This window comes from Afipia sp. DC4300-2b1 (assembly GCF_049895725.1).
Classification (GTDB): Bacteria; Pseudomonadota; Alphaproteobacteria; order Rhizobiales; family Xanthobacteraceae; genus Afipia; species Afipia broomeae.
In genome coordinates this window covers 13,254-26,317 of sequence record NZ_JAFCSX010000003.1, presented here as the reverse complement: position 1 = coordinate 26,317, position 13,064 = coordinate 13,254, and the positions used below count along the sequence as shown (strand labels likewise).

Sequence of the window (13,064 nt, the reverse complement as noted above, 5' to 3'; positions counted from 1 at the left end):
AGACCGGGCGTCTTCCGTTCGGACTGATCTGCGGTGGCGGGCGCAGCGGCACGCCAGGCGTCCTTGGGCGCATACCGAAAACCTCATCCGGCGATGCTTGCGTAAGCGTCCATTCCTGACACGTGGGATCAGGTTGCGGGATTTGACGGGGTCCAATTCCAGGGCAGCAGGTCGTCAAGTCGGTTCATAGGATGACCGTTGGACATGCGAATAAGCACGTCTTTGAGGTGGGCGAAGGGCTCGACGTCGTTAAGCTTTGCCGTGGTGATAAGGGAGCGGACGGTCGCCCAGCGCGCAGCCCCGCGATCGAATCCGGCGAACAGGTGTTTTTTTGCGGCCGAGTGTGATGGGGCGGATGGCGCGTTCCACGGTGTTGGTGTCGAGTTCGATGCGCCCGTCATCGAGGAACCGGCTGAGGTCGCTCCAGCGGGTCAGTGCGTAGCGGATCGCATCGGCAAGCCCGCCGCGCGGCGGGATGTGGGTCAGCTGCGTCTCGAGCCAGGCCTTCATCGCAGCAACCAGCGGCAACGAGCGAACTTGTCGTACGTCCCGCCGTGCGTCGGCGGTCTTGCCTCGGATCGTTGCCTCGATCGCATAGAGCTCGGCGATGCAGCGTCTCTACATCGGCCGGCAGGGCGGTGAGATCGATGTTCATGAAGATAGAGTGTAGCCGACTCGTGTCCGCTTCCGCCGCTCCGAATGCACCATTCAATCCGTCTCAGATCATCCGGCCAGGGCCGGTCGCCAGCGCTGCACGATCGGCGCTCCCGACCACGAGGAGGGATAAGCCCCCGGACTAACGAGAGGACTAAGCGGCGGACTAAAGGGAGGACTTAAGTTGCGCCGCCGGTAAAGCAGCTTGCGTTCCGGAGGCTGCGGCTCAGCCTCAAAAATCGCGCGTCAGTTCTCGAAGGCCTTGCGCGGAATACCCTCCGCCTCGCAATACTGCCGTTGGTTCAAGTCACTACGCTTCCACGCCTCATGGTGTGCCCGCCAGAAAGTCTCGCCCTGACGTCTCCACACTCCGTTCTCGCTCGCCATCTCGCTCTCCTCACCTACAAATCGAGAGCGAGAACAGATCGCGTCCGCCAGAGCCTATTCAAGCGTGTAAGAATTCAGCGCTTACCTATTTTCGTTTCCGCAATCCCTGATCGGCCCTGAAAATTCGCTGTTCCGGGCCTGTTCGATCCCTGTTCTTTGCGTAGGGAATTCCGCGAGAAAACCCTGCCAAATGGGCGTATCTCACACTTGCTTCGCAGAAAATTGCCCCGAATCCATAGAATACCCTGTTCTTTTCCCTGTTAGCAGGGAATCCCGCCAGAGACTGGTGCGATCAGCACTGCGTCGCCAGCCAGCCAGTTCAGTCTCTCGGATGGAAACTGGCTCTTCCTAAGAGCGCTTTGTTTTTCAAAGGGTTAGCGGGCGTCAGACCGGTCTCTGCGACAGATTTTGCCGTATCGGTCCCCCATTGGGGGCTTTTTGACCCATAAATCTCTGGCGTCGATTTTTGATATCCAAATTTCGGTGCCTTCGATCGCTGAGACTGGTTCGTTTTCGACTGAGACCGGGTTCGAAGTGGCTATCTTGAGATGGAAGGCGGATTTTAAAGTGCTGAGCGGTCAATAAGCGGGGTGATTGCCTCACCCAACCGGCTGAAAGGGACTCTGGTTCAGAGCACCTGTTCGCTGGCGGTACTATCGAAATTGCACGTCAACAGATTTGCTGAACCTGCGATTTTTACATCAACGTTTTGAACTTACCTTTGGCAGGTGATGTTGTTGGCGCCAGGAATGCACGGACGATTTTGCCAATTCGGTCACCGTGAGATTGGCAGGTGCCGTTCCTTCGATGATGGATTGCACGATGGATGGCGCGACAAACGCGAGCGGCGCAAGCAGACGGATGTGACGTTCAACCTTTTTCTCTTTTGTGGCGATGTCTGCGAATGATTTCACACGTCCCGACGTCATGTCGTGGACCCATTGCCGCGCCTTCGCAATCGCGTTCAGCAGCGCGTCACGCGTATCCGGGGACAATGTGGATCCGGTCGTATCCGGCGCGTGAACGATCCCTTTGACTGCAGGGAAAACTTTGGCGGTCCAAGGGATCGAGATTGTATTTACGCTTGCTGATGAATGTTCCTTTGTTTTCCGAGTTCCTGGAATGGTGTTCGTTGATGTGGGTTCGGTCTCAAGAAGTTTGATCTCAAGGGCTTCCCGTTTCACGGTGATTTTGTCGATCTGCGCAATGATCGCTTCCTGATCCGAGGGAGCGTCCGGATCGCGGCTGGATAAATTCTGCCGAACCGCCTGCAGGACGAGGTCTTCTATCTCGGTCGCGGGAACGCGATTGACGGAGCCTGCCTCGCGCTTACGTCCCTGAATCAGCGCATGCGAGACGTAATAGCGGTATCGCACGCCGCGTTTGTTTGAATGGCTCGGCGTCATGCGATTGCCGATGTCGTCAAAAATACGCCCCATCAGGAGCGCGGGTGAACCTTTGAGGCGCATGGCACGATCGACGGCGTTCTTCGTCAGCTTCTCCTGAACTTTGTCGAAAAGTGCACGGTCGAGAATGGCTGCGTGCTCTCCGGCGTGGATCTCGCCGCGGTAGTCGATCTCGCCGACGTAAAATCGATTGCGCAGCAAATGGGCGAGGGCGCCGACGCCGAATGGACCTCCGCCCCGGGTTTTTTCGCCGGACAGAAGCCTGATTTTTGTCCGGATTCCCTTGTGTTCGAGAGCTTCAGCTAAAGAAGCGATTGAATCGGCCTCAAGATACAATGCAAAAATCAGACGTACGATCTTCGCCTCGGCCGGAACGACGACAAGCTTCTTGTCCTCGGTGGCATAGCCGAGCGGGACTGGCCCTCCGACCCACAAGCCCTTCCGCTTGGATGCCGCGATCTTGTCGCGAACCCGTTCGCCAATGACCTCTCGTTCGAACTGGGCAAACGACAGCAGCACGTTAAGGGTCAGGCGGCCCATGCTGCTTGTGGTGTTGAACGACTGGGTGATCGAGACAAAGGAGACGCCCTGCAGATCGAACAGTTCGACCAGCTTGGCGAAGTCAGTAAGCGAGCGGGTCAGCCGATCGACCTTATAGACTAGGATGATGTCGATCTTGCCGTCCCGTACGTCGTCGAGCAATCGTTGCAGCGACGGCCGGTTGAGAGATGCGCCTGAGAGCCCGCCATCGTCAAAATGATCGGGAATGAGCCGCCAGCCCTCATGGGCCTGGCTCTTGATATAGGCCTCGCAGGCTTCCCGCTGCGCATCGAGCGAATTGAATTCAAGGTCGAGGTTATGCTCGGTGGATTTACGGGTATAGATCGCACAGCGCTGCCGTTTTGGCGATTGAAGCGTCATCGTGCGCTCCTTTTGCCGCGACGAGGGCGACTAAGCGCGGCCGCCTCTGTGTTGTCTGATTTTTCGATGCTCAACCTCAGGCCAAAGAATTTTGGGCCGTTCCAACTGGTGCCCGTGATTAGACGCGCGATGATCGAGAGACTGGCATAGGTTTCCTCCCCCCAGACGAATCCGTCCGATGCCACGACCACCGAATGCCGCTCGCCTTGATATTCTCGAACCAGAACGGTCCCCGGCTTGAGACGCCGCCGCATTGTTTCGATTTCCGGCTTGCCTTCTCCAATGTTGTCCAAAAGTCGCTGCGACGCCCGGCTTAAGCCGCCGAGCGCCTTCTCTTGCACATGGTAGCAGATCATACGCCCCAACATGTCCTTGGCGAATGCAGGGGGCGGCGGCGATTTGAATGTCTGTCGCCACAGCACCCGAAGCTGATCGACCGGCAGAGATCGGATCTGTTCGATCTCTGCCTCAAACGCCGCTTCGCCCCTCCTGGATATGTCGCTCATCCCTTTTGTGATGGCCTGCCGTCGGCGATCCGGTACGATCGTTCGCTGCCGGATTTGTCTGACACCAGATTCAAACCCAGTCGTTTGCGGATGACCCCGGCGAAGAAGCCGCGTACCGAGTGTTGCTGCCAGTCGGTCGCCTTCATGATGGCGGCAATGGTGGTGCCTTTTGGCTGGCGTAGCATCGTGAGCACAGTGGCTTGCTTTGAGGAATCGCGTGCGGATTTCACCACTGCGGGGTGGAGAGTAGGCCCTTTGTCCGGCTTCGCCAGAAGAGTGATTTCAACGGAGCGTGCGGAGGATTGTCCAGCGGCGCCTCGAACGCGGGAGCGTGCTACCTTGTCTAAACGAGTTGTTTTTACCACTTTCGATGGTTGTCGTGCCTCGGCGGCAGGTTTGCGCGCTGCACTTGCTTTGCCGGCAGCGACTTTGGTGCGGATGTTCATGGGATCTCCTGTGGGTCAACGGCAACATCGTGTGCTGCCACTGACCCGGCCCGCCGATCGCAATGCGAGGGCGGGGAGGTCCCAGTTAGGGATGGATGGTAATTATGTGGTCTCAGCAAACAGGTTGCGTTTGATCGTCAGCGCCGCCTTGAACAGGTCCCGTGCCTCATGCACCAGGCCTTCAAAGTCCATCAGGATCTGTACCGCGCGATCCACGCTGCCATCGCGCGCAGCTCTCTGCGGCTTTCGCGATACTTAGAGTTTCTTCCAGTTTACCGCGGATTTCCGTTACGAGTGCGGTGACCACATTATTTGCAGCGGCATCGGTCATCAGGGTGCTCCTTGTTGAGTGCCACCACACACGCTCCGTTCGCCGCCGAAGTCGAGCGGATTGTGAGCAATCTTGTGGCTCTTATCGAACGGTTCGGATCATAAAATGCTCGGAGTTATCCGCCCGCTTTTTGACGCGGCATATAGATCGATGTTATCGATATATGATGCGAAGTAACTCCTTGAGGAACCTGTAATGGGCGCGAAATCCAGTCAGTTGATGGTCGTCGTCTCGACCATAGAGACAGTGGATTCGATCCTTACGCAGGGGGGAATCGGAAGTTGGGTCTTGAGCCCGGACAAGGCCAACAAATGCAAGTATGTCGTTTGCTGCAGGAAGGAGGATTGGCGGAATAGGAAAGAGGGCATTCCTGCGCGAAGTGCATTCTTGGTCGGTGTCATATCGGAGCTGATAAGCTCGCCCGGAAGCGAGAATTCGCGCGGTCAAAGTCGGTTTTTTATAGGAATTTCTTCATATGCGCTCGTCGATGTAAAGGGCGTCTGGAAGGAGGGGCGTAACCCCGTAACCTACGCCACGCCAGCCGAACTGGGAATCGACGTCAGAGCGCTGCGGTTTAAGCCGTTGACGGGAAAAAATGACGAATTGCCAGGAAAGCGGCCAATAACGGTGTCCCAAGCGATTGCGCAGGCAAAGAAATTGCTCGCTGAAAACCTCAATGTCAGCGTCGATGATATCGAAATCACCATTCGGGGCTGATCTACAAGTATATAACAATGTATTGGCTTGCGAAGTCGATACTTACCACATACATCATCTTTGCCGATTTTCCGGCTTGATGAGGTATTCGAATGTCCAAAACTTTTGAGGTTATGTTTCTGCCCCTCGCGGCGGTCAAACTTCCCCTTTATCCCCTTCATGTTGAAAGCCATCAGGACCGTTTGCAGCAGGCCAGTGCGGTCGCTGCTGACGGCTTCAATGCGCGGCCGGTGCTGATCGATGAAAACGCTATCGTCGTGGATGGTGCGGACACGTACTGCGCGCTGTACTACAACAGCATCGACAAAGTTAAGGTTCTGTTGGTCGGTGGCGCGTCTGAAAAGGAGCTTCGTACGCTGCGTCGCGCTCTTCGCGCGCTTCCTAACCTGAATATTTATACGGACAAACTGGTCGCTGACTTCGAGTGCTTGCTCGATGCTGGCTATCCAATTCATTCATATATCGCGGGCTTGATTGAACTTCTTGAATCTTTTCTGCCCAATGCCGAGAACCATGCCGAGGAAATCCTGGCTGATGCGACGGCTTCCCCTGAAGCATGGGAATCCTGACGGTGAAAAACGCCCTTGAGATTGTTTATCTCTCAGCGGCGGCTATCAAGCCGTCGCCCCATGCCGCGCGCCAGCACAGCAGCGCGCAGCGTCGCAAGCTGAAGGCCATTCTGCGGCAGTTCGGTCAAGTCGTGCCGCTTCCGTTGGACGCCGCGACCGGCACGCTGATTGATGGCCATGCCGTGTTCGATGCTCTGGTCGAACTCGGTCACGACGAGATCGCCGTGGTGCAGTTGGAAAACCGCTCTGAGCCGGAGGTGCGTGCCCTCCGGCTTGCCCTGAATCGCGTCGCCCAGGACGCTGTCTGGGATAACGCCAAGCTGCGCGGCGAATTCGAGTACTTGATCAGCGTCGGCTTCGATCTTGACCTCAGCGGCTTTGAGACGGTCGAGATCGACATGGTGTTGTCGATCGACGTGCCGACCGCCAATACCGTCGAAGAGGAAATGCTCGACGAGATCGAGCCGATGGCCGGGCCGGCTGTCGCGCGGCTCGGCGACGTGTTCCAGCTCGGCGGCCACCAGATCGGCTGCGGCGACGCGCGCGATGCGGCCTTTATTCGCGCTCTCGTGACCGGCAAGACGGTCGCGTGTGTGTTCGGCGATCCGCCCTACAATGTGCCGATTGACGGCTTCGTGTCGGGGCTGGGCAAGACGCGCCATCGCGAGTTCGCTATGGGCACCGGCGAAATGTCGCGTGACCAGTTTGTAGCGTTCCTGAGCGCGACGGTGGTTGCGATCAAGCCGGTGCTTGCCGACGGCGCGATCCTTTATCTCTGCATGGATTGGCGCCACGGCAGTGAGCTGTGCGAGGCCGCAGCGCAAAACGGCCTCGAACAAAAAAATCTCTGTGTCTGGGTCAAATCCAACGCGGGCATGGGGTCGTTCTACCGCAGCCAGCACGAACTGATCTTCGTGTTCAAGCACGGTGAGGGACCGCATCAGAACAACTTCGGTCTTGGCGCCGGCGGCCGTACCCGCTCGAACGTCTGGCAGTATCGAGGCGTCAACGCGTTCGGCAAGGATCGCATGGATCTTCTTGGCATCCATCCGACTGTGAAGCCGGTCGCGATGATCGCGGATGCGCTGCGCGACGTCACCCGCCGCGGGGATGTCGTCCTCGACGCCTTCCTAGGCTCGGGATCGACCTTGATCGCAGCCGAAGAAACCGGCCGCGTCTGCATCGGCGTCGAGCTTGATCCGGTCTATGTCGATGCCGCCATCCGGCGCTGGCAAAAGCGAACCGGCAAGAACGCGGTCCATGCTGTCACGGGTGAGACTTTTGACGCGATCGCTGAACGCGTCGTGTCGCCGGAGACGACGGACGTGGCCGTCGCCGAGCTGCCTGCCGGCGCGGCCGTCACCGGCGCCTTGGTCGCCGCAGACCTGCCCAACGCCGCCACCAACGTGGCAGAGGCTAGCGTGACGGAGGCCGGCAATGTCTGAGCAGGAGGATGACAAGGTCGGCTACCGCAAACCGCCGGCCAAGACCCGGTTCCAGCCGGGGCAGTCCGGCAACCCCAACGGCCGCCCGAAGGGCAGCGTCAATCTGAAGACAGATTTGCGCAGCGAACTTTCGGAGCGCATCCGGATTCGGGAGGGCGAGCGCAGCCTCAAGGTCTCCAAGCAGCGCGCGATGCTGAAGGCGCTGGTCGCCAAGGCGCTGAAGGGCGATGCCCGCGCCGCCAATGTCGTCCTGACGCTGGTCGGCAAGCTGTTCGAGCCGGAAGCGGTGGCAGAGCAGGTGCCCGCGCTGACATCCGACGACGAGGCAATTCTCGAACGCTTCCTCGCCCGGCGGATCACCGAACAGGAACCAAAGGTCTAATTCATCTCGGCCGGTCGCCTGTCGGCACCGGCCGGGTTTGTTGGCAGAGTCTCATCAGTATGTCCTCCGACCTTCCGCTTTACCGTGCCGTTCTGAAGAACGATCTCCTGGCGTTTCTGGAGGGCGCCTTTCCTGTCGTCGACAATCGCTGGGGGCTCGAAGTAGCGCCTTATCTAGAATACTTGGTCAGCGAACTGACCGGCATTGCCGAGGGGCGGGAGACCCGCCTCATTATCAACCTGCCGCCGCGTCACCTGAAATCCGTCCTGACCTCGATCGTGTTTGTCGCGTGGCTTCTGGGGCGCGACCCGAAGCTGCGTATCGCCGTGATCTCCCATAGCCAGGCGCTGGCGTCCGACCTTGCGTCCAAAACATTGCAACTTATCAGTTCGGATTTTTACCGGAGGGTCTTTCCCGGTCTGCATCTGCGCGACAACGGCCGCAAGACCATGGACTTCGTGACGACCGACGGCGGCGGCCGCTACGCCGCCTCGTTCGAGACCGGCATTACCGGCCGCGGCTTTGACGTCATCATCATCGATGATCCGATCTCGGCGCACCATGTCAAATCAGAAAAAGAACGGGCGAACGTCAACGAAAACTTCGATACCATGATCGCATCGCGTCTCGACGATCAGATCAGGGGCGCCATGATCGTGGTTGGCCAACGCATGCACGAAGACGATCTGTCCGGCAATCTGCTGCAGAAGGGCGGCTGGAAGCACGTCTGTCTGCCCCTGGTGGCCGAGGAAGCGGCCTCCTACACCTTTGGAAAATCATGCTGGCATCGAACGGTTGGTGAGCCGCTGCTGGCAAGCCAGTGGCCGGAACCGATCATCCGGCGGAAGCGGGAAGAGGTCGGCGCGCCGATATTTGCGGCGCAGTATCAGCAGAACCCGTCCGCGGCGTTCGGCGAACTGATCCGTCCGGACCAGATTTTGCACTTCAGCGATCTGCCGCCGGATGCGCGACGGATCACCCTGAGCTGGGATACGGCCGTCAAAACCGGATCTGACAACAGCTACACGGTGTGCCTCGTGATCGCGCGCGATGCGCGTCGCCATTATGTCGTCGACGTGCTGCGCGCACGCGTTGATCCGGTTCAAATGCGGGACGCGGCGCTCGGTTTGATCACGGCCTATAAGCCGTCAAAAATCCTGATCGAAGACGCAAGTTCGGGAACGGGCCTTGCAAGTATGCTGGCCGAGCGCGGTCATCAAACAGAGCTGCGCCCCACCGGGGGGCGGGGCAAGGAAGAGCGGCTCGAAAGCCAGCTTCATATGTTTGCGCAACATCTGGTCCTGATCAAACGGAACCAACCCTGGACGGTCGAGCTCGAAAGCGAGCTGATGCGGTTCCCATTTGGCAAGCATAACGATCAGGTGGACGCCCTGACGCAGTATCTGGCTTGGATCGCCGAGAGTCCGATGACCAATCCGGTAGTCATGGGCGCAGGCGGAAAGGAGGCGCGGATCGAGCGGGCGCTTTCTCGGCGGCCCTGGCCTGTAGCAAAGGGCGATAATCCGTTGCGCCCGCGCGGCGGCCCGGTGCGCCGATGGTAGCAAGTGCTGGAGCGGCTTTGCCAGAAATTGGACCCGTTGATCGCGTGGGCTAGGCGACCATGAGGATCATTCGGCCAAAACAATCATCCAACACGGTCGTAGGTTGTGAGCCCTCCTGATTGTGGTCAGAACGGCAACATCGGTGCTTCAAGATAGATTTGGGATTTTTGGGCGTCGACCCAGGACATGTTGAAGTACACCGGCTTCCGCCCAAGGTTCGTAAAGACGTCGGCGACGCAAACGCGGTGACGGACTTCGTTGTTATCGTCGAGCAGATCCTTCCCAACGACTCCTATTTCGCCGATCTTGAGCAACTTCAGGCCGAGCGCAGCTTGAGGCGCATTCTTGAAGGCATCCTGCAGCATGTCGCGGGTGGTGTTGCTGTTGCATTCGGGAATGCTGGCTGGGCCACCATATCCGCCTGTTGCAAGGCGTAGCGTGGCGATGACACCTCCGAACAGGGCCGCGAAAGCAATACCGGTCATAAGGTTCGATTTTGAAAACGACATTGTCATGGGTGGCTCTTTCTCTATTGGAGTTTCGAAACGATCAGGTGATGGGCATGGGGCATCGTTCGCCGCCGCCGTTGAAAGACGTGCGTAGAGGCTTTGTCGGGCTAGCGGTTATTTCTTGAGGGCGATGTACGCCGAGGGCAGAGGAGCGGCATTGAGGAATGCTGTTAGCCGCTGCGTCTGTTCGTGATGATCAAGGAACGTGATCTCGAAAGCAGTGATGAAATCGCTGTCAAACATCGGATCGTAACGATCGATCACAGCGGCACGTCGCGCATCCAGCCGGTCGATCGAAAATGCGGTCGGTGTCGTCGATAGGGGCTGTTCGGAGGCAGAGCCAGTCTCGTCAGCGATGGTCGGATTTGGCGTTGTGAATTTCGAAGTCAGGCCGATCGTCCTGACCGTGATGGTACGGATGGGCGCATCCGTGCCATTGCACAGATAGACCGGCATGGTCTTCAGGCTGCGGAAGTCAGGAAAATACAGGGTGAGCTCCAGCGGCGCTTTCTCCGGCGCAAGGCTGACATAGCCGCGCTCGCGTGATGGCTTCGGCGCGAACGCCACCGGAATACTCGAAATCCGCGGAGAAAACTCTGCACCGCTGCCGATAGCTTCTGTACGCGCGATCAGCAGCGTGGCGCCGGACTGTTTGCAGTCCTCCATGGCTTGCCGCAATTGCGGGCGCGCGAAGCCGTCAGTTTCAGGCTCGATGTATTCGGTCTGGACAGCCGCCTGATGGGCTTCGATCCAGGTTTGGACGGCCTCACGTTGTTCTTGCAGTGCAATATCAGAGTGCGCGGGCTCGTTCGGTCGGACGCGGTAATAGGCAATAACCTTCATGCAGAATCCCAGATTAAAGGCACGGACAGCCCGTGCCCCCTAGATTCAAATGAGGCCCCGAGGAATTGCGGGGTTTTGAAAAGAAAGGTCGAGTGTCTCCCGAATGCCGCAGTTCAAGGCGCGGGCACTGCGACATCAGAAGAATTCATGCGCCGACCGGGTGCTTCCGATCGCTTTGATTTTAAGAGCTGGCTGGTGCTCCCGCAGGCGTTTGGCGTCCCGTTCCCAGCGCCCATCGCGCTGATCGCCATCGAAACCGAACACAATCAGCCGGGGATCAGGATCAATCTCGGCCTTGACTTGGCCTGAGGCGATGGCGGCGATCAGGGGATCAGGTTCGAGTGGCGGTCTGCTTGAGGGAAGGGCAGTGCGGGCCGCAGTTTGCATGGTGTGGAGACGGACCAGCGCCTGACAGACAGCGACGTAGCGCTGTCGCAGTGTTGCATCATGCTGTCTGAGCGTTGCCTGGTAACGCACGATCTGAGCCAAAACGGCAGGCTCACCTTTGGCCCTCAAGGCCGGATTGCTGAAATGCTTGGCCTCGTGAAAAACGATGAACGGCTTGCCACCGCGGTTCTCTACGGTGACGACATCCAGCCGGTCCTGAGACCGATCAATCGGCGGGGCGCCCGCTGAATGGGCATCAGTGTCTGCCAGACTTTCGTCTATGGAAGAGTTTGCCCGCAGCAGCGACAGTTCGACGTCGATCACTTTTGAACTGCCGACGATCAGCGGATGCAATCCGCTCTTTTCAGCTCCAGCAAGATCGGTGGCCGAGCGGATCATGTCGGAGAGTGTCGATGGGCCAGCGTATTGCGACCAACCGATATCGGCTGGTTGAAAGTGTCCATCGTGATGAAGCTGAGCCAGCACCTGCTGCTGACGGATCAGGTATTTAGTATGGGTCCAGGGAATAAGTCGGCCGTCTCCGCCATCGTCGATTCGGAAGATCGAGGCACCCCGGTGATAGACATTGAGCGAGTTTGCGCGCACCGCAATGAACACGTCGTCCCGTAGCAAAACGTCGCGCCACCACGATGGCTTCTGAGCGAGATTGTCGAGCGCATCGAGGAACGCCTTACTCACACCGTAGCTTGAGGGCGTCTGCTGAATGGTCATGTTGCGACATCCCACCATTCGCCGTCGTTCTTGAGACTGACGGCCTGGAAATGTGCCGGAAACTGCTCCGGCTCATAAGTATGGATCGGCACCAGCACTTTTGGCTGGATCGCCTCGGCCAATCGCTTCAGATCGGGAATGCTGGCGTGGCCAGAGGTATGGGCGTGATCGAGCGGGATGCCGCGCGCGTGAAGCTCGGCGAGGAGGGCGAGGCCGCGCTCCTGTTTGAGATAGCCGTCCCATTGCGACCAGATGGCACGGGCGCCAGACAGGCAATCGGTATGATCAAGATCGCGCAGCATAGCCGGTCGAAAGAGCATCGCCGCCTGAGGCGCCAGGTCCTCAAGTCGCTCCACGAAAACGCGGTTTGCTTTGTGAGGATGGAGCAGGTCGAAGCGGCCACTGCGCTTGATCTGAATGCGCTGATACTGCGGGACGTACACCGCAATATGTGGCCAGCCCGATTGAGGGATATTGGCATTCTCTATCGCGCGAAGAATCTCCGCGGCATAAAGATCAACGATCAGCGTTCTGCCGGTGCGCTTACAGGCCCGATATAGGCTGACCATGCGATCGATGTTTTGTGCCGAGGCTGCGACCAGCGCCAGGCCGTCCGTTGACTGAAACACATCGACCAGGCGCTGCTCGACGTCGGCCTCGGTTGGGAAGACGTGATCGGGGCTCAGGCGACCGAAGCTCGATCCTTCCATCAGCATCACGTCAATGGATCGTGGAGGACGGGCAACAAGCCGTTCGAACAATACGGCTTTGCGGCCATGCGCCCGGATATCGCCAGAATAGAACAGGCGCCTGCCACCGGCTTCCACCTCCAAGGCATAAGCATCATAGGCGGAGTGATCGACCAGATGTGGCGTGACCCGGAACGGACCAAACTGCATCGTCTTGCCAGATGAGAACTCGATTGGCCTCGCAGGCACATATGGTCTGGGCACGAACGGGGCTGCGGCCTTCAGAATGCGGTAAGTTGCAGCGCCTAGTGCAACGGGCAGATCAGGTCCGGCGAGATGGGCCAGCCCCCAGTGGTCGATGTGACCATGGGACAGAACGAGAGCCAGCAAATCCCCGCCGCCTGCGAGTCCGTCTACTGTCGGATGAACGCTGACCTCCTCCGCATCTCCGTCCAGAGGCAATCCCAGATCCAGCAGAATCCGGCCACCATCGGCAGCCAGTTCAATACAAGTCCCGCCGATTTCTTTCGTCCCACGATGAATGCGAATGCGCACAACTGCCCCAAATCATTAATAGG

The 13,064-nt window shown here is 58.5% G+C and carries 14 protein-coding genes and 1 pseudogene; 5 read left to right on the top strand and 10 right to left on the bottom strand.

Annotated elements, in window-relative coordinates:
* Positions 1 to 128 precede the first annotated feature (128 nt).
* From ACP7AL_RS12470 to ACP7AL_RS12445, 6 genes and pseudogenes are all read right to left on the bottom strand, one after another.
* Positions 129 to 615, bottom strand: a pseudogene (locus ACP7AL_RS12470) (IS66 family transposase); the annotation flags it as partial.
* 285 nt (positions 616 to 900) lie between these two features.
* Positions 901 to 1,041 (bottom strand): IS66 family insertion sequence element accessory protein TnpA, encoded by a 141-nt coding sequence (tnpA, locus tag ACP7AL_RS12465; protein WP_425991732.1) that lies wholly within the window; start codon positions 1,039 to 1,041, stop codon positions 901 to 903.
* A gap of 701 nt (positions 1,042 to 1,742) precedes the next feature.
* A complete protein-coding gene (locus tag ACP7AL_RS12460) occupies positions 1,743 to 3,368 on the bottom strand; it encodes a recombinase family protein (RefSeq protein ID WP_425991730.1) in 1,626 nt (541 codons plus the stop codon).
* A complete protein-coding gene (locus ACP7AL_RS12455) occupies positions 3,365 to 3,874 on the bottom strand; it encodes a DUF2924 domain-containing protein (protein ID WP_425991728.1) in 510 nt (169 codons plus the stop codon). Before ACP7AL_RS12455 ends, ACP7AL_RS12460 begins: the two co-directional genes overlap by 4 nt.
* Positions 3,871 to 4,320: a DUF3489 domain-containing protein gene (locus ACP7AL_RS12450; protein ID WP_425991726.1), complete on the bottom strand. Its 450-nt coding sequence runs from the start codon at positions 4,318 to 4,320 to the stop codon at positions 3,871 to 3,873. Before ACP7AL_RS12450 ends, ACP7AL_RS12455 begins: the two co-directional genes overlap by 4 nt.
* A gap of 181 nt (positions 4,321 to 4,501) precedes the next feature.
* Positions 4,502 to 4,651, bottom strand: a complete 150-nt coding sequence (locus ACP7AL_RS12445) for a hypothetical protein (protein ID WP_425991724.1) — start codon at positions 4,649 to 4,651, stop codon at positions 4,502 to 4,504.
* 195 nt (positions 4,652 to 4,846) lie between these two features.
* On the opposite strand from ACP7AL_RS12445, the gene ACP7AL_RS12440 reads away from it, so the two are divergent.
* The 5 genes from ACP7AL_RS12440 (at position 4,847) to terL (ending at position 9,326) form a co-directional block, all read left to right on the top strand.
* Positions 4,847 to 5,368, top strand: coding sequence for a hypothetical protein (locus ACP7AL_RS12440; RefSeq protein ID WP_425991722.1), 522 nt, complete (start codon positions 4,847 to 4,849; stop codon positions 5,366 to 5,368).
* Between the two features lie 92 nt (positions 5,369 to 5,460).
* Positions 5,461 to 5,937 carry a hypothetical protein gene (locus ACP7AL_RS12435; RefSeq protein ID WP_425991720.1) on the top strand — a complete coding sequence of 159 codons (477 nt, stop codon included), beginning with the start codon at positions 5,461 to 5,463 and terminating at the stop codon, positions 5,935 to 5,937.
* Between the two features lie 2 nt (positions 5,938 to 5,939).
* Positions 5,940 to 7,382 carry a DNA modification methylase gene (locus ACP7AL_RS12430; protein ID WP_425991718.1) on the top strand — a complete coding sequence of 481 codons (1,443 nt, stop codon included), beginning with the start codon at positions 5,940 to 5,942 and terminating at the stop codon, positions 7,380 to 7,382.
* Entirely contained in the window at positions 7,375 to 7,764 is a 390-nt protein-coding gene (locus ACP7AL_RS12425) for a DUF5681 domain-containing protein (RefSeq protein WP_425991716.1), read from the top strand. Before ACP7AL_RS12430 ends, ACP7AL_RS12425 begins: the two co-directional genes overlap by 8 nt.
* A 59-nt stretch (positions 7,765 to 7,823) precedes the next feature.
* Positions 7,824 to 9,326, top strand: coding sequence for a phage terminase large subunit (gene terL, locus ACP7AL_RS12420; protein WP_425991714.1), 1,503 nt, complete (start codon positions 7,824 to 7,826; stop codon positions 9,324 to 9,326).
* A gap of 125 nt (positions 9,327 to 9,451) precedes the next feature.
* On the opposite strand, the gene ACP7AL_RS12415 is transcribed toward terL, so the two are convergent.
* The 4 genes from ACP7AL_RS12415 to ACP7AL_RS12400 all read right to left on the bottom strand — a co-directional run bounded on the left by ACP7AL_RS12415 (position 9,452) and on the right by ACP7AL_RS12400 (position 13,041).
* Positions 9,452 to 9,841: a hypothetical protein gene (locus ACP7AL_RS12415; protein ID WP_425991712.1), complete on the bottom strand. Its 390-nt coding sequence runs from the start codon at positions 9,839 to 9,841 to the stop codon at positions 9,452 to 9,454.
* 108 nt (positions 9,842 to 9,949) lie between these two features.
* Complete coding sequence (locus ACP7AL_RS12410; RefSeq protein WP_425991710.1) at positions 9,950 to 10,678, bottom strand: recombinase family protein; 729 nt, start codon at positions 10,676 to 10,678, stop codon at positions 9,950 to 9,952.
* Between the two features lie 135 nt (positions 10,679 to 10,813).
* Positions 10,814 to 11,797, bottom strand: coding sequence for a hypothetical protein (locus tag ACP7AL_RS12405; RefSeq protein ID WP_425991708.1), 984 nt, complete (start codon positions 11,795 to 11,797; stop codon positions 10,814 to 10,816).
* Positions 11,794 to 13,041, bottom strand: a complete 1,248-nt coding sequence (locus ACP7AL_RS12400; protein ID WP_425991706.1) for an MBL fold metallo-hydrolase — start codon at positions 13,039 to 13,041, stop codon at positions 11,794 to 11,796. Before ACP7AL_RS12400 ends, ACP7AL_RS12405 begins: the two co-directional genes overlap by 4 nt.
* Between the last annotated feature and the right edge of the window lie 23 nt (positions 13,042 to 13,064).